This window comes from Psychrobacter sp. TAE2020, from assembly GCF_018919485.1.
In the GTDB taxonomy this organism is placed as follows: Bacteria; Pseudomonadota; Gammaproteobacteria; order Pseudomonadales; family Moraxellaceae; genus Psychrobacter.
In genome coordinates this window covers 2,569,433-2,594,517 of the sequence record NZ_JAHLMU010000001.1, presented here as the reverse complement: position 1 = coordinate 2,594,517, position 25,085 = coordinate 2,569,433, and the positions used below count along the sequence as shown (strand labels likewise).

At 41.8% G+C, this 25,085-nt stretch carries 21 protein-coding genes; 14 read left to right on the top strand and 7 right to left on the bottom strand.

The window, feature by feature from the left end:
* Nucleotides 1-83: 83 nt before the first annotated feature.
* Nucleotides 84-464, bottom strand: coding sequence for a twitching motility response regulator PilG (pilG, locus tag KPY62_RS10625; RefSeq protein WP_216581958.1), 381 nt, complete (start codon nucleotides 462-464; stop codon nucleotides 84-86).
* A gap of 478 nt (nucleotides 465-942) precedes the next feature.
* On the opposite strand from pilG, the gene KPY62_RS10620 reads away from it, so the two are divergent.
* From KPY62_RS10620 to KPY62_RS10590, 7 genes are all read left to right on the top strand, one after another.
* On the top strand, nucleotides 943-1,992 hold the full coding sequence (locus KPY62_RS10620; protein ID WP_228730660.1) for an efflux RND transporter periplasmic adaptor subunit: 1,050 nt from the start codon (nucleotides 943-945) through the stop codon (nucleotides 1,990-1,992).
* 308 nt (nucleotides 1,993-2,300) lie between these two features.
* The gene (locus tag KPY62_RS10615) at nucleotides 2,301-3,023 is read left to right on the top strand and encodes a response regulator transcription factor (RefSeq protein WP_216581956.1); all 723 of its coding nucleotides are present in this window, start codon (nucleotides 2,301-2,303) and stop codon (nucleotides 3,021-3,023) included.
* A 90-nt stretch (nucleotides 3,024-3,113) separates the two neighbouring features.
* Nucleotides 3,114-5,144 (top strand): ATP-binding protein, encoded by a 2,031-nt coding sequence (locus KPY62_RS10610; protein ID WP_216581955.1) that lies wholly within the window; start codon nucleotides 3,114-3,116, stop codon nucleotides 5,142-5,144.
* 176 nt (nucleotides 5,145-5,320) lie between these two features.
* Nucleotides 5,321-6,091 (top strand): methionine ABC transporter ATP-binding protein, encoded by a 771-nt coding sequence (locus tag KPY62_RS10605; protein WP_216581954.1) that lies wholly within the window; start codon nucleotides 5,321-5,323, stop codon nucleotides 6,089-6,091.
* A gap of 19 nt (nucleotides 6,092-6,110) precedes the next feature.
* Nucleotides 6,111-6,797: a methionine ABC transporter permease gene (locus tag KPY62_RS10600; protein WP_216581953.1), complete on the top strand. Its 687-nt coding sequence runs from the start codon at nucleotides 6,111-6,113 to the stop codon at nucleotides 6,795-6,797.
* Nucleotides 6,798-7,069: 272 nt separating this feature from the next.
* Entirely contained in the window at nucleotides 7,070-8,041 is a 972-nt protein-coding gene (locus KPY62_RS10595) for a MetQ/NlpA family ABC transporter substrate-binding protein (protein ID WP_216581952.1), read from the top strand.
* Nucleotides 8,042-8,452: 411 nt separating this feature from the next.
* Complete coding sequence (locus KPY62_RS10590) at nucleotides 8,453-9,301, top strand: aldo/keto reductase (RefSeq protein WP_216581951.1); 849 nt, start codon at nucleotides 8,453-8,455, stop codon at nucleotides 9,299-9,301.
* Nucleotides 9,302-9,466: 165 nt separating this feature from the next.
* Here the strand turns inward: KPY62_RS10590 and ccmE are convergent, their stop codons facing one another.
* The 5 genes from ccmE to ccmA all read right to left on the bottom strand — a co-directional run bounded on the left by ccmE (nucleotide 9,467) and on the right by ccmA (nucleotide 12,881).
* The gene (gene ccmE / locus KPY62_RS10585) at nucleotides 9,467-9,967 is read right to left on the bottom strand and encodes a cytochrome c maturation protein CcmE (protein ID WP_216581950.1); all 501 of its coding nucleotides are present in this window, start codon (nucleotides 9,965-9,967) and stop codon (nucleotides 9,467-9,469) included.
* 173 nt (nucleotides 9,968-10,140) lie between these two features.
* Nucleotides 10,141-10,353 (bottom strand): heme exporter protein CcmD, encoded by a 213-nt coding sequence (ccmD, locus tag KPY62_RS10580; RefSeq protein ID WP_216581949.1) that lies wholly within the window; start codon nucleotides 10,351-10,353, stop codon nucleotides 10,141-10,143.
* Between the two features lie 70 nt (nucleotides 10,354-10,423).
* Nucleotides 10,424-11,212: a heme ABC transporter permease gene (locus KPY62_RS10575; protein WP_216581948.1), complete on the bottom strand. Its 789-nt coding sequence runs from the start codon at nucleotides 11,210-11,212 to the stop codon at nucleotides 10,424-10,426.
* Nucleotides 11,213-11,425: 213 nt separating this feature from the next.
* Complete coding sequence (locus tag KPY62_RS10570) at nucleotides 11,426-12,082, bottom strand: heme exporter protein CcmB (protein ID WP_216583328.1); 657 nt, start codon at nucleotides 12,080-12,082, stop codon at nucleotides 11,426-11,428.
* A gap of 154 nt (nucleotides 12,083-12,236) precedes the next feature.
* The gene (gene ccmA / locus KPY62_RS10565) at nucleotides 12,237-12,881 is read right to left on the bottom strand and encodes a heme ABC exporter ATP-binding protein CcmA (protein WP_228730659.1); all 645 of its coding nucleotides are present in this window, start codon (nucleotides 12,879-12,881) and stop codon (nucleotides 12,237-12,239) included.
* Nucleotides 12,882-13,009: 128 nt separating this feature from the next.
* On the opposite strand from ccmA, the gene KPY62_RS10560 reads away from it, so the two are divergent.
* The 3 genes from KPY62_RS10560 (at nucleotide 13,010) to KPY62_RS10550 (ending at nucleotide 15,501) form a co-directional block, all read left to right on the top strand.
* On the top strand, nucleotides 13,010-14,077 hold the full coding sequence (locus KPY62_RS10560; protein WP_216581947.1) for a hypothetical protein: 1,068 nt from the start codon (nucleotides 13,010-13,012) through the stop codon (nucleotides 14,075-14,077).
* A 250-nt stretch (nucleotides 14,078-14,327) separates the two neighbouring features.
* Nucleotides 14,328-15,251, top strand: a complete 924-nt coding sequence (locus KPY62_RS10555) for a histone deacetylase (RefSeq protein WP_216581946.1) — start codon at nucleotides 14,328-14,330, stop codon at nucleotides 15,249-15,251.
* Nucleotides 15,252-15,294: 43 nt separating this feature from the next.
* Nucleotides 15,295-15,501 carry a DUF2905 domain-containing protein gene (locus tag KPY62_RS10550; protein WP_216581945.1) on the top strand — a complete coding sequence of 69 codons (207 nt, stop codon included), beginning with the start codon at nucleotides 15,295-15,297 and terminating at the stop codon, nucleotides 15,499-15,501.
* Nucleotides 15,502-15,774: 273 nt separating this feature from the next.
* On the opposite strand, the gene coaBC is transcribed toward KPY62_RS10550, so the two are convergent.
* Nucleotides 15,775-17,172 carry a bifunctional phosphopantothenoylcysteine decarboxylase/phosphopantothenate--cysteine ligase CoaBC gene (gene coaBC / locus KPY62_RS10545; RefSeq protein ID WP_216581944.1) on the bottom strand — a complete coding sequence of 466 codons (1,398 nt, stop codon included), beginning with the start codon at nucleotides 17,170-17,172 and terminating at the stop codon, nucleotides 15,775-15,777.
* Between the two features lie 153 nt (nucleotides 17,173-17,325).
* Between coaBC and radC the strand changes: the two genes are divergently transcribed.
* The 4 genes from radC to gltS all read left to right on the top strand — a co-directional run bounded on the left by radC (nucleotide 17,326) and on the right by gltS (nucleotide 25,008).
* Nucleotides 17,326-18,009: a RadC family protein gene (gene radC / locus KPY62_RS10540; RefSeq protein ID WP_216581943.1), complete on the top strand. Its 684-nt coding sequence runs from the start codon at nucleotides 17,326-17,328 to the stop codon at nucleotides 18,007-18,009.
* A gap of 357 nt (nucleotides 18,010-18,366) precedes the next feature.
* The gene (locus tag KPY62_RS10535) at nucleotides 18,367-21,315 is read left to right on the top strand and encodes an acyl-CoA dehydrogenase (RefSeq protein ID WP_216581942.1); all 2,949 of its coding nucleotides are present in this window, start codon (nucleotides 18,367-18,369) and stop codon (nucleotides 21,313-21,315) included.
* 510 nt (nucleotides 21,316-21,825) lie between these two features.
* Nucleotides 21,826-23,202 carry a dicarboxylate/amino acid:cation symporter gene (locus KPY62_RS10530; RefSeq protein WP_216581941.1) on the top strand — a complete coding sequence of 459 codons (1,377 nt, stop codon included), beginning with the start codon at nucleotides 21,826-21,828 and terminating at the stop codon, nucleotides 23,200-23,202.
* Nucleotides 23,203-23,736: 534 nt separating this feature from the next.
* The gene (gltS, locus tag KPY62_RS10525) at nucleotides 23,737-25,008 is read left to right on the top strand and encodes a sodium/glutamate symporter (protein WP_216581940.1); all 1,272 of its coding nucleotides are present in this window, start codon (nucleotides 23,737-23,739) and stop codon (nucleotides 25,006-25,008) included.
* Nucleotides 25,009-25,085: the final 77 nt, after the last annotated feature.

Sequence of the window (25,085 nt, the reverse complement as noted above, 5' to 3'; positions counted from 1 at the left end):
ACAGCCCAAGGTATTTAATACCTGTCAATACTTAGGGGGTATTGAAGCTGGTAACCTTGGTGCTAGAAGAAGCAAACCGTTAACTATTGACAGTAATGATTGATCGCCTCAAACAGCTCGTCTCTACTAAAAGGTTTAGTCAAATATTCGTCAGAACCAACAATACGTCCACGAGCTTTATCGAATAGGCCATCTTTAGAAGACAGCATAATGACTGGCTTGCTGGCGTAAGCAGGGTTGTTCTTAATAACGGCGCAAGTTTGGTAGCCATCAAGACGTGGCATCATGATGTCGATAAAAATAAGGTCTGGATTAGTATCTACAATCTTTGCTAAGGCATCAAAGCCATCGACAGCCGTCACCACTTCACAGCCTGCTTTTTGTAGCAAAGTTTCAGCAGTACGGCGTATGGTTTTTGAATCGTCAATAACCATCACTTTTAAACCTTCAAAATTATTTTCCATTGTCTTTATCCTATGAACAATAGCTCATTTTTAATAGTATTTTTATTGACTATAAAAATTACTTATATTTGGTCAATAGCTTTTTTTCCGTAGCTTAAGACGAGTTGAAGCCGTTATTGTTAATAATATAGTTGCTGATCGTCACATTAATAATAGACTATAGTCCACTTATATCAACACAACTATAACATTTAATTGGTTCGTAATTTTAAGAGAAATTCTAAACTGATCATTCATATTATCTTAATATTCAAATACCTTAATAAAATAAGCCCCTCAATATTTGACCAATTGGCTTAATAGTAGTGGCGATTGCTAGTGACAAATCATTTCTACTTTGGGCAGTACTGACATAAACTGAGAAACTGAGAATATTTAATTGCAAATTGAAGTAGTCAGTTTGGTTTCACCCCTTGCGCTTTCCCTATATAATTAAATAACGTTTATGATAAGAGTAGTAGTGAAGATGAGAGTTAGTATGCTAGCTAGTAAAAAAACATCACCGCATCGCAAAAATAGCCTGCTGCTATTAAGCACGCTATTTATTGTCGGCTGTCAGCCAGCCGCTGATGAAGTTTCTACTACTGCTCCTAACAGTGAAACCTCGCCTATCGTCGCTGATGCTGAGACGGTGACTATGAGTCAAAATCATATTTTAAGTATCAAACCTTCACGTTATCAACCAAGTTTAGGGTTGCAAGGTGACATTGAACCCATAAAACAAGCTCGTCTTAAGTCAGCCCAAACGCTAATAGTGCAACAAGTATTAGTGACTGAGGGACAATGGGTGGATGCTGGAACGCCCCTATTCGTAGTACAGCGTCAGGCGCTTAAACAACCGGCTCAAAATAATGAGGTAACTGATGAAATAGGAGTCGGTCAGCCCTCGTCGTCTAAAGCAACCACCGCAGAGCTGATAACTGTCAAAGCGCCTATTACTGGCCGGGTAGATCGACTGAACATAGCAGCGGCTCAGCAAATAGAGGCTAATACTCCGTTGCTGCGTTTAGGGGATGATAATAATCTACAGTTCATCGCGACCGTGCCTATGCAAGCGCAGTCACAACTCTCTGTAGGCCAAAACGTCAACTTCACCAGAAAAGGTATGAATGATAAATTCACTGGACAAGTCAGTGAACTGCTAGTTAGTGATAGCCCTGATAAACTGAGAGTGTATGTGCATATCATCGATAATGAAGCCAGCCGTGGCAAACTCAAACCTAATGTAGCAGTGAATGGTCAGGTAGACTATGGACAGATAGAAGTAGGGACTATCGTTCCTGAAAGCGCTATTCATGATGTCGACTTGTCAGCGCTAAAAGTTGCCCCTTATCGACCTATCATGCCTTTGACAGCCAACGTCTGGATCATTCAACAAGACCAACGCCTCACTCGTCAACCAGTAGAAGTTATAGAATATGACCCTATCGCTAATCGCTATCTGATCGCTGGTATTAATAACGATAGCCTGATCTGCTTAGCAGAACTACCGCTGAAATCTGCTGGTAAAAAAGTCATCATTTCTTAACGCTGAGTCTATTATTATCAATAAAAGCAGCACTATTAATCGTCAAGCTATAGTGCTTAATAGCAGCAGCTGTAACATGGTGTAGAATTAGTAACAAACCAAGTCTTGTTTGCTGAGGTGTTAATTCGGCAAGATAGCAGTAACTCTGACTGTGGGATCAAAGCCTACAGCTGTATTAACAGCCAGATAGAAAAAAAACTACGATAAAAAAGCAAAAGATATAACCATAGCCAGTTGACTCATTAATTATTTTTATAGACGATACCGTTAATACTTATACTATTACTCACTACATTATAGGACCCCTTATGAGCAAGCAGATATTATTGATCGAAGATGATCCAGATTTAGCTGAATTGATCAGCGATTACTTAACTATGAATTACTATGACGTTCATCATGCTGGTCTTGGTCAAGAAGGTTTAGATATCTTAGATACCAAGGAGCGTGATATAGATCTAGTAGTTTTAGATTTGATGTTACCAGATATGGATGGTATGCAAGTTTGTCAGAAGGTTCGTGGCAATAAGAACAATATGACTAATAAAGTACCTATTATCATGCTAACGGCCAAAGGCGATACTACCGATCGCGTCCTAGGGCTAGAGATGGGTGCTGATGACTATATTTCTAAGCCTTTTGAGCCACGTGAACTGCTAGCACGTATTCGTGCTGTCATCCGCCGTCACGAGCAGCCTAATCAAGCAGAAAGCCATTCAGATAGCTTAACTTTTGGTCGTTTGAGTGTCTATCCTGATAGTCATGAAGTCACTATCGATGAGCAGCCAGTGCGCCTAACTACCCATCAGTTTCAGTTACTACATTATTTTGCCACTCATTCTGGCAAAGTGCTTAATCGTGAACAGTTATGGCAAGCGATGCCTAATGATGATAGCTCAGACAATATAGATCGCGCTATTGATGTGCACATCTCACGCCTGCGTGCGCTGATTGAAGATAATCCACGCCAACCAAAACGCATTATTACCGTACGTGGTGTCGGTTATCAGTTCGCTACTGATCAAGTTTAATAAATATTAAACTAAGGCTCAATAACCGCTATAATAAAGGTTATTAAGGACTAAAAATTGATCTGAGCTTATGATAATAGAGACTACTTAATGCAACAATTGGGGTTTCACTCTGTTTTTGCCAGACTATTTGCCAGCGTCATGCTGGCACTTATCTTATTTGCAGTAGCAATGGTATTGCTAACTCAATTGGTACATGACAAAGACGCTAGTATTCGCTCTGAAGTATTAGCGACTCAAATTTTAGGACAAATAGACCCTTTTTTACAAGAGCTCAATGTCTCAGTTAGTAAAGAAAATCGACTGCAAGCACGCTTTATGTTGGCAGTAGTGAAAAAAAGCTTCGATATCTTTGATGAGTCGCTACAAGCCAAAATGGGCTTATATGACAACCAAGGTAAGTTGTTGATGCAGACTGATAATAGCGATTTGCCATTAGAGCTGCCAGCAATGCCCTCTTTATTATCTCGCGTTTTTCCTTCCATTGTAGATACCCCGCCGACCCAACAAGCTCAGGTGTATAGTAGTACTGGCTACACTTTACTATACGAATCACGCTTGCCGCCCAAAAAGCCTGTGTTGTCTGCTGCACTAAATTTATTCACTGGTACCTTATTGCTCCTATTGATCATGTCGTGTGCGCTGTGGTGGATTGCCCGTTCGATGACTTGGCGTATCAATCAGATGAGTCAGCAGATGGGACAGTTAGGTGATGGCGACTTTAGCGTCCGAGTGAATGCTAGTGGTAATGATGAAATTGCCCTGCTAGCACGTGGTTTTAACCAAGCAGCGCAAAAGATTGAACACCTAATTAACGCTAATAACTTACTGTTAGCCCATGCCTCACATGAGCTGCGTACCCCTATTACTCGTATCCGCTTGCAAATCGAAATGATGGATATGCTTACTGAGCCACTGCCCAGCGATAATAAAGCAAAATTTGATAAACGGGCTCAAGCCATCAATCGTGACTTATCGGGTCTAAACGATTTGGTCGAGAGTATCTTGCTAGTCAGCCGTTTAGATGCGGGTCATGTGATGCAGCAAATAGAGACCTTAGACTTATACGACTTAGTCAATCAAGAGCGCCAACATTTCTCTGAGAGTACTTTGATTGGTGAGCATATCGTCATCGATGGTCAACCCGCTATGCTGACTCACCTGATTCGTAACTTATTGACTAATGCTATGCTGCATGGCGAGCCGCCAGTCACCATATTATTATATGGGGTGCAAAGTATCGATAAAGCCGATACTGTCCCTGATTACTTGATGCAGTCTTTATTATCTAACAGTTTGCTTGATTATAATAATTCAGATTATAGTCATTACGATGACTCGTTTACTGAAGCTGAGCCATCAAAACCTAGCGAATATGGGCAAGTTACTGATGTTGCTACTAGCAATAATCAACAGGCTAAAGATAACCGTGATAAGCTTAAGGCTGAGTCCCTAGAGTCTTCTATAGGCATCGATATACTGCCAGCACCTGTTATTTATTGCAATGGCGAGACTTTGACAGATGATATTGATATTATTGACAACAGCGATCACTCTGATGCTATTGACTATAGTAATGATGCTAGTGCCCAATCAGCTCTAGCCTCGCGATCAACAGCGTCACCGTCAACCTTGATAGATACGGTGATCTATGATGACGAGTCTATCAACAAAAACAACAGCTCAAATGACAGTATTAAGCCTAATCAAACTAATGATAAGTCGCTGGTGAAAGCACATAAAGCTGAAACTACCAAAGCACCAGAAGACACTACTAACATTCCTCGTAAAGAGAGCTTGTTTAAAAAGCACTTAAAAAAGTCCAAAGCTGAACCTATGCGCCCATTACCTAAATATGTAGTGCTGGCGGTAATTGACGAAGGTGAAGGGATTCCTGAAGCTAAACGAGAAGAAATCTTTAGCCCTTTTGTACGACTACAACAAAAGAAAAAAGGGTCGGGTCTGGGATTATCATTAGTCTCACAAATCGTCACTGCCCATCAAGGCCGTATTACAACTGATACTATCAATGGCTATACGCGGTTTTTGGTAGTATTACCGGTGCGGCACGATCCTGATTACAATTATAATGACCATGATAGCCATGACCTAACAGGCTAACCTATCCCTACTGCCAGTCACCAATCATCATATCCAAAACCCTACATAATATGCTATATTATTGCCCCCTATTATCTCGTTATTGAGAGTGACTGGTAAGCGGTTAGCTGAAACTTAGCTTAGGTTCACTGCACTATCAATAACTGTCCAAAAATCTACTGAATTTTGAGCCTGAAATGAGTGACATGATCGTCCTAAATGATGTGACTAAAAGCTTTATAAGTGATCGCTCCATAAAGGGTGCCGATGGTAAAGCGCATTGGTTTACTGCTGTTGAACCTACATCGCTAGCTATAAAGCAAGGTGAGATTTTTGGCTTGATGGGTTATTCGGGTGCTGGTAAGTCAACTTTGCTGCGCTTAATAAACATGCTTGAGCGTCCTGATAGTGGTGAAGTGATCATCGACGGTGTCGACTTGACTCAATTGTCTGCCAGTGATTTACGTATTGCTCGGCATAACATAGGGATGATCTTTCAGCAGTTCAACTTGATGTCCAATCGTACGGTATATGATAACGTGGCTTTTAATCTCACGGTCTCAGGCTATCCTAGTCGAGATATCAATAAACGAGTGATGCAGTGCTTAGAGATTGTTGATCTAATCGATCGGGCTGGTCACTTCCCGGCTCAATTGTCGGGTGGTCAAATGCAGCGTGTTGGTATTGCTCGCGCTATCGCTCCGAGTCCCAAAGTATTGCTAGCTGATGAGCCTACTAGTGCCCTTGATCCAGCGACTACTCGTAGTTTGCTGACTTGCTTGCGTGATATCAATGAGCAGTTGGGGGTCACTATAGTCATTGTCACTCATGAAATGAGCGTTATTCGGCGCTTGTGTCATCGTGCTGCCTTGCTTCATCAAGGACAGTTACTGGAAGTTGCCCCTATTCACGATGGCCTAATTCAAGCCACTACCTCAATCGGCAAAGCCCTAGTCGTTGAGGACTAATGAGCCAGGAGAAATAACGATGTTAACTGGCGCTGAACTATCCGCCTCGATAGAGAAACTGTTGACCTTGCGCAAAGAGATTTGGCAAGCAACCCTTGATACTTTTATTATGCTAGGTATCTCCACGACTGCTGCGATTCTTATCGGTGGTCTATTTGGGATATTCTTATTCTTATCTAGCGATAAGCAGTTTTTACAAAATAAAGCGCTATACGGTATACTGGGCGGTATTACCAACTTTATGCGTGCTTTTCCGTTTGTGATTTTGATGATCGCTATGAGTCCCTTTACTAAGGTCATCGTCGGTACGGGTATTGGTCCTTTTGCCGCCTCATTAGTACTGGCTATTGCTGGCTCGTTCTACTTTGCACGTTTGGTTGAGCAGAATTTACGTGAAGTCCCGCGTGGTATTATCGAAGCCACAGAGTCGATGGGTGCACGCCCCTTCACTATTATCAAAGTCCTCCTCAATGAGGCACGCTCAGGACTAGTACTGTCGGTAACTATTCTCTGTATTAGTCTGCTGTCTTATTCAGCAGCGGCAGGCATGATTGGGGGTGGCGGTCTTGGTGACTTGGCTATTCGCTATGGTTATTATCGTTATCAGACTGAGGTGATGGTATTTATCGTCATTATGTTGTCGGTGATGGTCATCTCTATTCAAGCCTTTGGTAATTGGCTAGCCACTCGTTTGGATAAACGTTAACTTGCGCTAGTGTTTCGCTACTAATGCATAATTCTTAACAGCTGTTGCCGATTAATACTAAGCAAAAAACCTTAATTTATGGCAGACTAGGCATAACTTTGTTATTCTTCAAGCATTTTGTTATATAGCGGCATTATGGCTCATGATTATGGTCATAATGTTGCTTTTTTAATGGCTAACTTATATGCATTTTAAGTAAGGCCTGTTTGTCCGTTATTAATCTTGATCAAAACTTTGTTATATTTACTCTATTTTCTTATTAAGGAACACCCATGAAATTAATAGATATTAGCCGTCAGTTGGCAACTGCTCTAGCAACTGTTGGCGTATCAGGTCTAGTACTTGTTGGTTGTAATAACTCATCAGCACCAGAAACTACTAAAGCACCCGTTACTGAAAGTGAAACTACAGTAGCCGCTACTAGCGACATCGATCCTGACCACAAAAAAATAATTATCGGTACTACTGAAGGTGACTTTGCTGATATGGTTCGTAACCAAGTCAAAGGCTCACTCGAAGCACAAGGCTATGAAGTTGAACTGATTACTTTTACTGACTATGTGCGTCCTAACTTAGCTTTGGCTGATGGCGACTTAGATATCAACATCTTCCAGCACAAGCCTTATTTAGATACTTTTAAAGCTGAGAACAAGCTTGATTTGATAGAATTATTCCAAGTCCCTACTGCGCCTCTTGGCGTCTATTCTGGTAAAAAAACCAAAATCGAAGAAGTATATAAAGGCATGAGTGTCTCTGCACCTAATGACCCGAGTAACTTTGCGCGCGCCTTAGTGATGATGAGTGAGCTAGGCTGGATCACACTAAAGGATGATATCGATCCTTTAACAGCGGCAAAGTCTGACATCGCTGATAACAGCAAATACGAAATCAAAATCGTTGAGTTAGAAGCCGCTCAGCTACCACGTGCTCGTGATGAAGTTGATTTTGCTATCATTAATGGTAACTATGCCACTGATGCTGGTATCAAATTGACTGAAGCTTTATATCAAGAGCCAAGCTTCGCTTATGTGAACTGGTCAGCAATAAAAGCAGCAGATGTTTCGAAAAAATGGGTTAAAGATGTCACTGAAGCTTATAACTCTGACACCTTTAAAAAGTATGCTAATGATACTTTCCCAGGCTACAAATTTCCAAAAATCTGGATGGGTAACGAGACCGCAGTTACAGCTACTGCTGCCAAGGCACCTGCTACTGCTGAAATTGCTGCTACACCAGCTAAGTAGAACTGCCTTACATTTTAGTGACTGAGATTTTAGCAGCTATACTTTTAGTAATAGAGTAGATACTTTTATAAAAATACCTTTATAAAAGTATCATTACAGCTAACCGCTACTAAAAACGCCCACTACCCATTGGTACTGGGCTTTTTTTTGTGCTGTGTTTAATACTAGTTAAATGCTTCGATAAACACTATCTATTACTGGCGAATGACGTTAACGCCTTGTTTGTCCTTTGTAGGGAAGTATCGCTAGCCCTTTAGTTTTATATAAATTCTTCTTATAGTGGATCAGTCGCATTTTTATTATAAAAAATGCTTTGCATAAGCAATAGCCTAAAATTAAAGCTAGCTATAAATTCGCAGCTACAACCATTTCGATCAATTGCTGGCTTTATAAAATCATAAGGATAATAAAATGAGTACTAAGACCTATAACATGCGCAGCGCCGGTCAAGCACAAATTCCAGTATTAGGCCTAGGCACTTGGCAATCAACAGGAGCTGACTGCGTTGAAGTGGTGAGTAAAGCCTTGCAAATGGGCTATGAGCATATCGATACGGCTCAAGCTTATGGTAATGAGAAAGAAGTCGGCCAAGGTATCAAGCAGTCAGGCGTTGGCCGTGATAAATTCTTTTTGACTACTAAAATATTTCCTGATGATTTAAAGTTTCAGCCCGAGAAGTTGTTAGCAGCAGCTAAAAGCTCCTTAGAAAATCTCGATACTGATTATCTAGATTTATTACTGTTGCATTGGCCTGATGATCGAGTGCCTTTGTCTGAGACTATTCCAATGTTGTGCGAGTTACAAAAACAAGGATTAACTCGTAATATTGGGGTTTCCAACTTTAATATTGCTCATCTACTCGAAGCTCAAAAATACGCTGATGTGCCAATTGTGGTCAACCAAGTCGAGTTTCATCCGTTTATTAAACAACATACTCTGCAGACCTTTTTAGCCAATCATCACATTTTGTTAGAAGCCTATTCGCCGTTGGCGCGTGGTGATGTTTTTGATAATGAAGTGATAAAAAGTATTGCTGATACTCATAATGTTACTCCAGCACAGATATCTTTGGCTTGGATCTTGTCAGATAAACACCGAGTAGCTATTCCAAAGACCGCTAATCCTGAGCATCTACAAGGCAATTTAGACGCTATTAAGGTACAGCTTAGTGCAGATGAACTGCAGCAAATCGATAGCCTTGCGCGTAGTGATGGGCGCAAGATTGAGCACCCAGACTATACTCCTGAATGGGACGATTGATGGTAACAGCCTGCTACTGCCAAAGTTTAGTACTGTAAATATTTTGATAAAATTTAGCTGATAAAAAAGCCACTGATAATATTATCAGTGGCTTTTTTGCGGCTTAGACTAACGGCTAACTTAGCTTAAGTGGTTTAAATAGCCTAACTATTGAGCCACTAAGCATTATTGTACAAGCGTCTTACTCTCATGAACTGGCTCGGCAGGATTGTACTGCTCAGAGGCAGCAATAGTAGTTTGGCGATTATTCTCTTTTAGTGATTTGGCGACTTCTGGTGGCATATAGTTCTCATCATGCTTAGCCAACACTTCACCTGCGACAAAAGTATCACCTTGCATTTTACCTGTAGCCACTACTCCAGAATTTTCAGCAAACAAATCCGGTAAAATACCTTGATAAGTAACGGGCACTGTTGATTTAAAGTCAGTAATAGCAAACTCTACATTTAATGGATTATCTGCTGCACGCTGCACACTACCCGCTACTACCATACCACCAGCACGAATACGCTTATCTTGTGGTGCGTCACCTTGGGCGATAGCAGTAGGATCAAAATAGTAATCAGTCTGCTGTCCAATAGCATACAGTACGAGTACTACTGCCACCGCCGCACCAGCCAGTGTAAAGAAAACCCACATGAGTTTTTTGCGCCGAACTGCGTTCATACTACTACCTCATTAATGCGTGACTACTGCACAGAAAATATCTTAGGCGTTACTAGTCGTTATAGTGCCAAGCACGCCTTTATGATAGCTATATGGTAACTTTTTTACTATAAATCAACAGCCTCTTACAAATACTACTAGTCTACTAAAAAAATCCTTAATTAATAATAAAATCAATAATTTGAGGGCTTGCTAGTAGTAGGTCTACGCTGTGCTTGCCTTGCTTGCTGAATCGTGAGCTGCTTGATAAGTGCTCGTCTTTGTTTACGACTATAGATAATGAAAATAAGCATCATACCAAAGGTAAGCGCCCAACATGACCAAACAAAAACACCATGCTTACCCATAGCAAAAAACTCAGATAAGCTATAAAAATAGGGTTGCATATTATACTCCTAAAACTTTATTCTTTTAGACGCTAGGCGACAATAACCTTGGCAATGATGCTATAGAAGCTTATTTATTTTGCTTACGGATGTACTCTTTTACCCAAGCTTTACCTTGATCACGATATAGAATCAAGGTATTAGTCCGATAAATCACTAAGGTCGCTACTAGTAAATAGCTGCCAATAATCATCAACAATAAGGGCATCCACATATCCGCAGACATCTTTGGCGCTTCGGTTAAAGTAAAAGTTGCGCCTTGGTGTAGAGTATTCCACCACTCAACTGAGTATTTGATAATGGGCAGATTCACCGCACCGACGATGGACAGTATAGCCGCCGCTTTACCACGGTTAGCGGTATGCTCAAAGGCGGCGAACAGTGCCATTACTCCAGCATATAGAAATGCTAAAATCAGCATAGAAGTCAGACGAGCATCCCAAACCCAATAGGTGCCCCAAGTTGGCTTAGCCCAAATAGAACCAGTAAACAGACTAATCACGCATAGTAAAAAGCCAATAGGCGCTAATGCTTGCGCCACTAAGTTGGCAGTCTTTATCTTCCAAACTAGATAAATGACTCCTAGTACTGCTAGGGCAAAATAGATGGAAATGGCGATGCTAGCCGCTGGCACATGGATAAAAATAATCCGATAGCTATTACCTTGTAAATAATCAGGTGGCGCAAAAGCTAAACCCCAAATGCTACCAATAGCTAGGCAGATAGCCGCTAAAATAGCGAGCCATTTGACCCAAGGGGCGAACATATGGAAGAATTGCTTAGTACCTACAGTGGTCAAGAAACCTTGCCAAATACGCTGCCATAGGCTGGGGGTTGATCTATTATTCAGGTTGGGCATGAGGATGGACCTATTGCACAGCGTGTGATTAAAAAAGATATAGTAAGGTGCCGTCTAAGTGGCTAATACTAATATCGACTTAACCTACCGGCGTTAAATACTGACAGGATATATAACTAATGATCTAACCAATCATTATAACAAAATTGGCGCTTTGCACCACGATGTTAATGCGTCCGCTAAGTGATAAGATGTTAAGAAAGTGCACATGCCTTAATTAAGCCATGACATTTTTAGGGTCAGCGCTATAACCCAAGGCATCACTAATACTGAGATAATACTACCGGCTAATAGCAAGGCTAAAATAGGTAATCCATTAAGACCAGTGGCAAATAAATCTACTGCGCCAGTGGCAAAAATCAGTACTGGTAGCTGCATTGGTAAGGCGATCAGTGGCACTAGTACGGCCCCGTTTTTCAGCGATAAGGTTAAGCTACTGGCTACTGCTGAGAGCATCAACAGCATAGGACTACCCACTATGATAGACAACATCAAAATACCGGCTTCAAACCAACTCAGCTGAAACAATGGCACCGCCAGCAAGCTCAGCAACGCCACAATACCGCTACTAAATAACCAATGAATAGCTAGACGAATAAGCACCCATAATGGCAACGACGCTTTGGCTACTACTAACTGCGCCAAAGTACCGTTATCGAGCGCCGGCTTAAACAAACCATCAACGCCCATCACTAATGACAATAGGGCGGCAATCCACACCGCTGACACTGCTAAACGCTTCAGTAGCTCAGGCTCACTACCGACTGCTAATGGAAACAAAGTAACAATGACCAGAAACAGTACTAAAGGATATAGCCACTGCACTGCGCCTTGCTGCTTGACTTGCCATTCGCGACGCCAAAGCTGCATAAAGCTGATACTACGTGGCTCAATACCCTGCACCGCTTTTAGCTCAGTCATATTATCGATATTGAGCACAGTTATTCTATTATCAGCAGTTGAGCTCTCTGCTAGTCGGCTATCTATCATAGTTTATCCTTGGAACTGCTACTGTTCACCCTAATCATGCCATGTACTCTGACAAATCAAGTACTTGGTTAGCCACGCCTACGGGTTGATGGCTAGTCATCACTATCGCTCCGCCTGCATCGGCAAACTCACGTAGCCGAGTCTCCATTCGGATCACCATATCAACATCAAGTGCCGTAAAAGGCTCATCGAGCAACCATAAGGGGGTGATTGCTGGAGTCAATAGATACAATCGAGCTAAAGTAATGCGCCGGGTTTGACCTGCTGACAAATGGCTTGAACTAATAGTTTCAAAGCCTTGCAACCCTACCCAATCTAGAGCCTCGTCAATATCAGCATGGCTAGGGCTAATACCATATAAATTCAGCAAAAACGTCAGGTTTTGTGCCACTGTCAAACTTGAGTTAATACCCAACTGGTGCGAAACGTATAAAGGCTGCACTGGTAGTCCTGCTAATCCTAAATAACTGACTTCGCCTATTAATACTGGCAATAGGCCTGCCAGCTGCATAAGCAAGGTCGTTTTGCCCGTACCATTTGCACCGATTAAATGACAGATATTACCAGTTGTTAAGCATAATTTGACTTGCTCACACAAAGGGATTTCCCCACGCTGAACGGTCAACTGCTCAAACTGTAGTATAGATGGCGCGCTAGTGACCATTGCAGATAGAGACATTACAGTTATCTAAACCTCTTATATTTTACTTGAGCGAGCAATAAATATTCACCATAAAAAGATACTATCTTGATGGCATAATACGCTATGCTCACTATCACATACAGTATAACAAATTGTCGATGACTATGACCCTAAAAGATACCCAAGACCTGACCCCAAAAGACAGCCCAGACTCTATGACGTCTAATTCTGTAAAGCTCTCAAATACCGATCAGCTCATTGAGGCACAAGTAGCCTTTATGCAGCACTGGTTACATCAACAAGCTCAGCCTTTAGCCCTACAAGCTTGGCAGTGGCTTGGCGAGCAACCGATGAGTCATTATGTCCGTGGAGAAGATTTACAGCACTTAATAAATGACTGGCTGTTGAGTCAACCGATGAGCAAAGTTGTGCGTGCTGATATTCGTGATATTTTGCAGCAAGTTATTTATCATCCAGCTAATGATACTGTGCCGTTGTCTGAACTGATTGACGATAGCCAAATCGATACCTTGGCCAATTATATTGGTAGTCATGAGCAGCAGCGCACTATGCTCATCCATACCTTGATAGGCAACGATACCTTTGCTGATTTACTGACCCAAACGCTCTATCATGCTATCAATGACTTTATGGAAAGTACTTTAGAAAAAGCTGGTGGCGTTGGTAAATTGATGAAAATGGGCCGCAGCTCTTTTGAAAAAGCCACCAATCGTAGTTTGGATGAAAAGCTGCAAACTTATCTCAATCGTAACATCAAAGATTTAGCTCGCCGTGCAGAAGTCAATGCTCAACAACATCTTTCCAATCAAGAGGTCGCTCGTCTGTTGACTAGCGGATGGGGGCGTATTAAGGATCAACCAGTCAGCCATATACAGACATATTTGAACGCCGATCCTGACACTGGAAGCATTCATCATATTGAAGCTAGTGTCCAGCAGAGCTATGAGCGCTTAAGAGTGTCGCCTTATTTGCATAGTTTAATCAATGCTGGAGTAGCGACTTGGTACGACAATCATCAAGCTGATACTTTTGCCAGCTTAGCGAGTAGCCTAAATGTCGATGAGCTAGCAGTGACACAATTGAGCACTGCACTGCTTCCTCTAGTACAAGACGCTATCAATAATCCTTGGGTCAGCGCCCATATTAGACAGATGCTGCAAGCCTTTTATAATCAGCCGACCATTAAAGAGAGTTTTAGTTTTCACAGCTGACATTACGGTTAAAGCTTTATCGATTAGCTAAAAAGCTATTGCCACAATAAGCCATACCATTATACTCAGTATCGCCCCAGAGCATTTGAGCGGTAGTAAACAAGCTTAGGCCCAAATATTTTTTTAGTTATACCAAAAAATAATAAGCGCCGGATAAGGGCGCTTTAGCTTGCTAGTTAACTGTTATTAAAATAAATTTCTTCCTAAAGCCCTTTATTAGCCAACGCTCTTAAAATGACAGACTAAAATTATGTTAAAAATTGCCTACTCTGAAGTTTTTCGTTATGCAGTACCTGAAAAGCATCGTTTTCCGATGCAGAAGTACACTATGATTCCAGAGCGTCTATTAGCAGAAGGAACCATCACTAGCGCTAACTTCTTCGCCCCTAAACGCTTGTCCGAAGAGGAGATCTTGACTACTCATACTGCTGAATATTGGTACAAACTAAAAACCCAAACCTTGAGTGCAAAAGAAGCGCGACCGATTGGCTTTGAGATGACCCCCAATTTAGTAGATCGTGGTCGACATATTGCTCATGCTACTTATGAATGTGCCTTATATGCCCAACAATATGGGGTAGCAATGAACGTCGCAGGCGGTACTCATCATGCCTTTGCCGATCACGGCGAAGGATTTTGTGTGTTCAACGATGTTTGTATCGCCAGCAATTTGCTATTAGATCGCGGGCAGGCGCAAAAAATACTAGTAGTAGATTTGGATGTCCATCAAGGCAACGGCAACGCCAGTATTATGGCCAACGAGCCCCGAGTATTTATCTTTAGTATTCACGGTGCCAAAAACTATCCATTTCGTAAGCAGATATCTGATCTAGATATTGAGCTGGAAAATGATACTGGTGATGAAGAATATTTGCGGATTTTAGCGCAGACTTTGCCCCGCTTGATAAAAGATGTCGCACCGGATATGATTTTTTATCAGTCTGCGGTCGATGTGTTAGCTACTGATAAATTGGGTAAGCTAGGATTAACCCAAAAAGGCTGTATGGCACGTGATGAGTATGTATTACGCCAAGCAAAAGCCGCTAATATTCCAGTAGCTATCGTCATGGGTGGCGGCTATTCAGAGGATATTGAAGATGTGGTTGAAGCGCATTGCAATACTTTTCGTATTGCCCAGCAGATTTTTTTTGATGAAGCACTTAGGGTCTATTGAACAGTTGATAGTGTTATCAATAACTAAATAAGGCAGTTTTTATATGGCAAAAATATTGATTGCTCTAGGTATTTTATTGTTAGTTATAGGCTGCATTTGGCTGATATTTCCTAGCGCATTTTCGTGGCTAGGCAACATGCCAGGAGATATTAAATACAAATCAGGCAATACTAGGATTTATTTCCCAATCGTCACTATGGTAGTGATAAGTGTAGTCGCCAGCATACTGTTAAATTTGTTTAAGCGTTGAGTGACTGGCCGTAGAGTACATTCTATACGGCGATTGCTAATTGATAACTACTATGCCACTACTGGCTAAAATCTCAACAATGTCACAATGCCACAATGCCATAAGCTAAACAACGCTTGCATGGCATCATGAGTATTCTCTTACTATAACAACGCTGTTATTCCCTGCCAGCCCGCTAATACCCCGTAATAACGAGGCAAATGCAAATATAAACATCAATAATAACTCTTCAGTGCTAGCACTGTCAGTTCTATTGCTAGCGGCTTAATTGATTTAACGTTGACGTAGGGTCTCGCCAATAATAGTAGCCAATTGCTGCGCTATTTTATCTTTGCTAGCTTTTTCAAGGGTTACTGCCTCATGTTCATAGCGCTTAGCAAAAAATACTTGCATAGCATTATCATCACTAGCAAAACCAATATCTTTGCGCGACACATCATTACAAGCGATTAGATCCAAATCTTTAGCCACCAACTTATCACGAGCATAACGCTCAACATCTTGCGTCTCGGCAGCAAAGCCCACTACAAATAGTTGTGGATGTGCCAAAGAGATAGTCGCTAAAATATCAGGATTTTTGACCAAACTTAGACTCATAGACTTTTGGGTCTTTTTGATTTTTTGCGGCGCAGCTTCTTCAGTACGGTAATCAGCAACAGCTGCTGTTGAGATAAAAATATCAGTAGCTAAGCTTTGCGGTTCAGCGGCTACTGGAGTATGTGTATCCGACTGCTCGTACTCATACTCATAATGGCAATCGCAGCTACCGTCTTGGTGAGAATGGTCATGCTGGTGTGCATGATTATGTTGGTGAGAATGCTCATGGCTATCATTATTATAAGAGCTGTTAGCCTGCATAGAGATATGGCTGCCAACGACACATTGCTGCGCAGCAATAAGCATATCTTCTGCGGACAGTACATCGATACGCGTAACGCCCAGTGGGGTCGGTAGAGCCACTTTACCACCAACGATTAAGATCACTTGTGCTCCTGCCTCAACACAAGCACGGGCTAATGCAAAGCCCATCTTTCCAGAAGAATGATTGGATAAATAGCGCACTGGATCGATAGCTTCGACAGTAGGTCCTGCGGTAATCACTATTGTTTTGTCTGCCAGTAGCTGGACGGTGGTTTGCTGCGCGCAAAACAAACGCACTGCATCCAGGAGCTGTTCAGGCTCAGGTAAGCGCCCTGCTCCTACGTCACCACAGGCCTGCTCACCACTAGCCGGATCGATAAGATAATAGTTCATATCACGTAGCGTCTGCACGTTTAGATTAACCGCTGGATGCGCCCACATCTGCTGGTTCATCGCTGGAGCAATAATCACTGGAGCGGTGGTAGCTAGACAGACGGTGGTTAGCAAATCATCTGCCATACCCATCGCTAGACGCGCTAAAGTGTTGGCCGAAGCTGGCGCTATGATAATTAAGTCTGCCCACTTAGCCAGTTCGATATGTCCCATCCCTGCTTCCGCTTGCTCGTCCAACAAAGAAGTGTGGACTTCGTTGCCAGTCAAAGCTTGCAAAGTTAGCGGGGTGATAAAAGCCTGCGCACCAGTAGTCATAATGACGCGCACCTCAAACCCAGCCTTAATCAAAAGGCGAGCAAAGATAGCAGATTTATAAGCGGCAATACCGCCTGTGATAGCGAGCACAATATTTTTCATAAGCGTGACATAACTATAATTAATAGAAGAGTAATAGAAAAAAGAGGGAAAGATAAAATTGCGCTTATAGTAACAATTATGAGATAAGTTAGGTAAGGTTTTACGCATTTATCTACTAAGACGGTGCATTTTTTCTATAACTAAGGGATGATAATGGCCATCAAAGACTGGCATGAGGATGATCGACCACGTGAAAAGCTATTAAAATTTGGGGCGCCTCATCTTACTGATGCGGAGATACTAGCCATATTTTTGCGTACTGGCACTCAAGCGCAATCCGCTATCGAATTAGCCCGCCATTTGATCAAACAGTTTGGCACTTTAGCTGAGCTGTTAGCAGCGCCCAAAGAAAGTGTGCTCGCCTGTCATGGCATTGGTCCTGCTAAATATGCGCAAATGCTAGCTTCGCTTGAGATGGGTACTCGTTATCTCAATAGTCAGCTCAAGACCGGCCAAGCCCTTGGACGTTCATCAGCAGTCAAAGACTATATTAGCACTCAATTGCGTAGTGAGTCTCGTGAAGTATTTGTAGTACTATGTTTAGATAACACCTTGAATTTACTTAACTTTGAGATTCTGTTTACTGGTGGCCTATCCTCCTGTTCAGTCTGTATCAAACATGTATTGCGCCATGCTCTTAATCATGGGGCCAGTCAGCTAATTATCGCTCATAATCACCCTCATACTGATGCTCAGCCTTCCACTGCTGACAACTTATTAACTTACGAATTAAAAAAAGCTTGTGATCTAATAGATCTATCATTGATTGACCATATCATTGTTGGACGTAATACTACTTTATCTTATGCCGAGAGCAGCTTGCCACCTTTTGATTAATATGTATTGACCCAGCTGTATTAACTACTAATAAGGAGCAACTGCTGATTAATACAAATAATAAGATCAGATAGACATTCTAGTTATAATATAGCTAGTAGAGTTGATACACACTTTCGACACAGAGTAGCATTTTCACTATTGCTAGTTAGCTCAACTAGTTTCATAGTAGTAGACATATTTATCAGTATTTCGTCTTAGTAAAGTATTATTTTGATAGCCATTAGTCTATAGTCAGCTATTGATCAGCCAATAACTATTAGCGAGTTTTATAAGCTAATAAATCATTATAAATAAACCATTATAAATAGCTCATTTAAAATTCATAACTAACTAAGTTTTGCTAAGGAGATCGTCATGGCGATTGGCTTATTTATTTTGGCAGTAATCATCCAGTTAGCCGTCGTTTTGGCCATCTTTTTGCTGTCGCTATCCAGAGTCACTGGCAGTATCGTAGCGCTAGTCACAGTAGTAGTCACCGCCATTATCAGTCCATGGTCGCTAATATTAGGTATTCCTATTGCGCTATTATGTTTAGTGCTATTGATCACTCCTCTGCGCCAATCTTTGCTCACTAAGCCAGTATACAAGACCTTAGGCAATGCGATGCCAAGTATGAGTGATACTGAACGCGAAGCCCTCGATGCAGGTACTAGCTGGTGGGAAAAAGAGCTATTTATGGGTGCGCCCGACTGGAATACTTTTGCTGCGTATCCTTATCCGCAACTCTCAGAAGAAGAGCAAAGCTTCCTCGACAATGAAGTGGAAACTTTATGCACTATGCTCGATGAATGGCAAATCCAACACCAAGATAAAGAGCTATCGCAAGAAGCTTGGCAGTTTATAAAAGCCAACGGCTTCTTGGGTTTGATTATTCCTAAAGAATATGGTGGTCTAGCCTTTACTTCTTATGCCCAGAGCCGGGTGATGAGTAAGATTGCCTCACGCTCGCCAACTGCTGCTGTCACTTGTATGGTTCCCAACTCTTTAGGACCTGGCGAGCTGTTGATGCACTACGGTACTGAGGCGCAAAAGCAGCGCTGGTTACCGGGATTAGCGATAGGCGATGAAGTCCCTTGTTTTGGTCTTACAGGACCGGAAGCCGGATCTGACGCTGGTGCCATTCCTGATACTGGTGTGGTCTGTTATGGGATGCACGAAGGTGCGGAAGTACTCGGACTACGGATGAATTTCTCTAAACGCTGGATCACTTTAGCACCTATCGCTACTGTGGTTGGTCTTGCCTTTAAGATGTATGACCCTGAAGCGCTGTTAGGAGATATCAATAAAACTGATTATGGTATTACTTGTGCTCTAGTCCCAGCTAACCACGAAGGGGTAATCACTGGACCGCGCCATAGTCCTAGTGGCTCACCTTTTATGAATGGTACAGTCGATGGTACTGATGTGTTTATACCCCTAGATTACATCATCGGTGGTGTTGAGAACGCCGGTCGCGGTTGGCGAATGCTGATGGAGTGTCTTGGTGTCGGTCGCGGTATTTCTCTACCCGCTCTATCTACTTCAGCGAGCGAAATGACTTATCTATCAGTTGGCGCATTTGCCAAAGTCCGTGAGCAGTTTAAGATTTCAGTAGGTAAGTTTGAAGGGGTGCAAGATGCTACTAGTCGCATTGCCAGTCAGACTTATATGCTAGAAGCTTTTCGCCACTTAGTCACTTGTGGATTGAACCAAGGCGGCACCCCTTCAGTGATGACCGCTATGGCCAAATACTACGCTACTGAGACTATGCGTGATTTAGTCAATGACGGTATGGATGTAGTCGGTGGTCGCGCTATTCAGATGGGGCCACGCAATTTCTTAGCAGTTCCTTATCAAGCAATTCCCGTATCTATTACCGTTGAAGGCGCTAATATTCTCACGCGCTCATTGATGATATTTGGTCAAGGTGCTATGCGCTGTCATCCTTATCTATTTGACGAGCTGCAACTGCTGCAAAGCGAAGATAAGAGCAGCGCGGTAAAGGAATTCGATACTTTATTCTTTAAACATTTAGGCTACACTTTTAATCGTGGCGCTAGAGCCTTTATTGCTGGTTATGTCGGAGGCAGCAATGATTATCCTAGCTTTGCCGACGGCTTTACTCGGCCCTACTATAAGCATATCAACCGCTTGAGTGCTAGCTTTGCACTAACTGCTGATATGGCCTTAGGTTTATTGGCAGGTGATCTTAAACGTAAAGAGATGCTCTCTGGCCGTTTAGCAGATATTCATGGACATTTATTTATTGCCACCGCTATTTTGCAGTTCTATCAGCATGGCAGTAAGTCTAAAGCCGAACGTTTACATGCTGAGGTCGCCCTACAGCACAGCTTATATACTATTCAAGAAGCCTTCATGGCCTTATTTGCTAACTTCCCTAATCGCATAGCAGCTACCGTAGTCAGCTTTGTCACTTTTCCCAGTGGTCGCATCTTTACCCCAGCCAGTGATGAGCTAAAATGTCAGCTTGGCGATACTTTTATGGATGACTTTGCAGAAAACCCATTCCGTGATTACCTCAAAACTATGGTCTATTACAATACTGAGCCTGATGATGTTACCGGACGCATGGAACATGCTTATCAGACGCTACTGGCAATGGAACCTTTATGGCAGAAGTTCAAAAAATCTGAACATAAAGGCAGCTTTGAGGGCTTAACTTTTGAAGATCATGTAGTACATGCCAGCCAAAGTGGCGAGATCACTGAAGCTGAGGCTGAGCAGCTCATTAGTTATAACGCTTTACGCTTTGATTCGCTATTAACTGACGTGTTCGATGAACATTTAGATCAAGTATTAGAACGCTTTAATCCACATAGCTTAGAGAACGCTGTAGATAGGCTTACTGACTACGCTGAACTTAAGAACAAAACTCAACTTAAAAACAATGTTCATCCAAAAACTAATGCCGCTGTTCAAAATAGTACGCTAGCTGGTCAAGCGCAGCAAACGACTACCGCAGGCAGCTCTACTAATAATGCGGCTGCGCCTATACAACAGCAGACAGGTGACGCCAATCCAGATCATGGCTATGAGACTGATGGCGATGTAAAAATGGTCGGCGAGCAAAGTACGGTTAAAGAAGTGACTCAGCAAGCTGATTTCAGCACTAATCAGCCTAAAAATGAAGCGTTTCATCATCGTACTCGTGATGCGGAATCAACGCTAAGCGAGCGCATGAGTTATAACCACAGTGAAAATCCTACCTCTGCTCAAATACCGAGCAATAATAGCAACACCGACGCTGCAACCAATGAAAAATGGCATGATGGTTTGCGCCGCGAGGAAGATCACCAAGCTTAGGTAAAGTTAACAGCCATGGCTAGATAACGGTTAAATATGGCAAAACTATTAAAGAGCAGTAAAAAGCAAGATTGTCGGCTATCGACAATCTTGCTTTTTTTATATATCCGCACATACTCTGCTGTTCTATTATCTTAGCCTTAAAGGTTTTATACCTTACTTGCTTAAACTTATTCATATATACATACACATATTAGTTTACTAATAAAGATAATCAGAATGTCTAACTATCTAATTTTATAGGTTTTAATCAACCACTCTATTTTAGCGGGTGGCTAGAATATTTTATTAACAGGGTAGTAATCCTCTTTAGCCAAAGCCTATCTATAAATAATATTCATAAAAAAATCTTGCAGTACCCCTAACAATTATTTTATATTGTCTGCGAAAATACGATGGTAAATGGCAACTAATAGAATGTTATAGACGTGACAGCAGCGATAGTAACGTTCGCATTGAATAAATGCGGCTTATACTAGCAAAAATTGCGTATACAAAAGGATGTAGAATATGTGGAAAGGAATGGGACTGACGGGCAAGATTATCCTCGCCATGGCGCTCGGTATCCTATTAGGTCTAATTATAAATCTTTTTAATCTCAATACCGAAGGTAGTTTTGTTTACACTTATTTGACTAATGGTTTTTTTGCTATTATCGGTGAACTATTTATCAACTCACTAAAAATGTTGGTAGTACCTTTAGTACTAGTTTCGTTAATTTGTGGGGTCTGCGGTATTGGTGATATTCGCCTGCTTGGTCGCATAGGTACTAAGACTTTCTTTATTTACATGGTAACTACTGCGCTGGCAATTACTACTGCTATCGGCCTTGGGGTACTGCTTGGCATCGGCAAAGGCATGAATATCCCTACAGAAGCAGCCTTTGAAGCGAAGTCAGCACCACCATTAATGGAAGTATTTGCTAACATTATTCCCTCCAACCCAATCAGTGCTATGGCTAATGGCGATATGCTGTCCATTATCTTTTTTGCGGTGTTATTGGGTATTAGTATCTTAATGGTTGGTAAACCCGCTACAGGCTTAGTAAAAAGCTTAGAGCTATTTAACGAAGTCATTTTAAAGATGGTCACTATTATCATGAACCTTGCTCCTTACGGGGTTTTTGTACTCTTGACTAATGCTATGGCAGACTTAGGGTTAGATTTGATCATCTCACTGCTAGGTTATGTAGCCGTGCTAGTGGCCTCATTGGCCTTTCACTTCTTCATTACTATGATGATTATCCTTAAGGTGTTCTCAGGGCTATCTGTCAAAACTTTTTTAGCTAAAATGCGCGAAGTTCAAATCTTTGCTTTTAGTACTTCAAGCTCAAATGCTACTATCCCGATTACCTTGCGCACAGTCACTAAGCGCATGGGGGTTGATAACTCAGTAGCCTCGTTTACAATACCTTTTGGCGCGACCATCAACATGGATGGTACTGCTATCATGCAAGGTACGGCGACCATTTTTATCGCTAATATTTATGGTGTTGATTTGGGTATTGCCGAATATCTGACTGTGATTCTGATGTCGGTATTGGCTTCTATTGGTACTGCTGGGGTACCAGGCGTTGGACTAATTATGTTATCGATGGTATTCGCACAAGTCGGTTTACCTGTTGAAGGTATCGCCCTTATTTTGGGTGTTGATCGTATCCTTGATATGCTACGTACCGCCGTTAACGTCGGTGGCGATGCTGTAGTTACGGCTATTGTGGCTAAATCCGAAGGTAAAATGAACTTAGCGATTTATAATGATCCTGAAGCAGGTACTAAAGAGGTCTTTGACGGTCATATCGATGAAGATAGCGAACGTGAATTCTCTGAAGTATTTACTGACGGCATAATGGGCAGTGAGTATGATAATATTGATCGCCGCGCTTAGATACTTAAACCTTAGTGCTTAATACTCAGTACTAGGAAGCTATTGCTAACCAAAACATTTCAGAATGAAGCATAAAAACCCTAGCTACTTTAAGCTAGGGTTTTTATTTGCCACTATCGTTATCGAGATACATTTTTTATCTATTATCGGCAATTATTTTTTGGACTTCTCAGCTGTTTATGTTGTAATAATGATATGAGACACCCTAAATGATAAATAATATTTCAGTACCACTCACAATGCATTTATAAAATTGGCAAAAACGTATTACTAACTTATAAATAACCAAACTACCGCAACAATATCGTTATAAATATTATTACAAACCTAGTGAACATCCCTGAACCGATTCGATGAAGGCGCAAAGGTACTGATATGAAGGTCATGCCAGCTAATAACTATTGCGTAATTCACACACAACTATTAATAAGCTTCTAAGAAGCTTATTAAAAAACTTACAATCAGGCTAAATTTAGGACAAGACTAGGATTATTCTAAATTCAGCTTGATAGGTGTACCTAGAGAGAAAAAGTTATGGAAATTACCTTAAACGGCTATTACACCCTGATATTTGCAACGCTAGTGCTGTTACTCGGCCGCTTTATGATTAAAAATATTAAGGTACTCGAAGACTTTAATATACCAGAGCCTGTAGTAGGTGGTCTAGTTGCAGCAATTATTGTTTATTCCCTCAATATTTTTTGGGGGTATACCTTCAACTTTCACCAAGGTCTACAGACTGCGACGATGCTGATGTTCTTCGCCTCTATCGGACTTAGTGCTGATTTTGGTAGGCTTAAAGCCGGTGGCACCCCATTATTAATTTTTCTCGCTGTAGTATCCGTATTTATTGTTTTACAGGATGTGGTCGGTGTCGGTATGGCAAGCGCACTTGGACTTGATCCTTTACTCGGCTTAGTGACGGGTTCTATTTCCCTAACTGGTGGCCATGGTACTGCAGGTGCATGGGGGGTAGTATTAGAAGAAGAGTACGGCGTTGTTGGTGCAACTACACTGGGTATCGCGGTTGCTACCTATGGTTTGGTAGCTGGCGGTATTGTTGGTGGTCCTGTTGCCCGCCGATTAATCAAAAACCTTGGTTTACAACCAACACCAGCTAATCCAAATCCGACTAAAGCTGAAAAAGTCGCTGGCGCGCAGTCATTATATAGCACCAAGCATGATGAAGATGGAGATCATCGAGAAGAAGAGATGTTTGAAAAGCCCGATAACATTCGTCTTATCACTGCCTCCTCTACTATTGAGACTTTAGCGCTATTCGCTGCCGCTTTGGCTATTGCCGACATCATGACCATCGTTGCAGAAGGCACTTGGTTTCAGCTACCAACGTTCGTTTGGGCACTAGCTGCTGGGGTGATTATTCGTAATTCACTCACTATCGTGTTTAACTTCGATATGTTTGACCGAGCGATTGACGTTATTGGTAATGCGTCTTTAAGTCTATTCCTTGCGATGGCATTATTATCTCTAAAACTATGGCAATTAACTGATTTAGCAGGTCCGGTATTAATTATATTACTAGTACAAACCATTGTTATGATCTTATATGCTTACTTCGTAACTTCTAGAATAATGGGCAAGGATTACGATGCTGCTGTATTGGCAGCGGGTCATTGTGGCTTTGGTATGGGTGCAACACCGACCGCTATTGCGAACATGCAGGCTGTCACCGATCGCTACTTACCTTCGCCAAAGGCGTTCTTAATTGTACCGATGGTTGGCGCTTTCTTCGTTGATATTATCAATGCTACGGTATTACAGATATTTACTAAAATACCGTTCTAATCATCAGCTAAAACGATTTCATTAATTTTAAAACCCCCAAGCCATGATGGCTTGGGGGTTTTATTTTGTAGATAAAT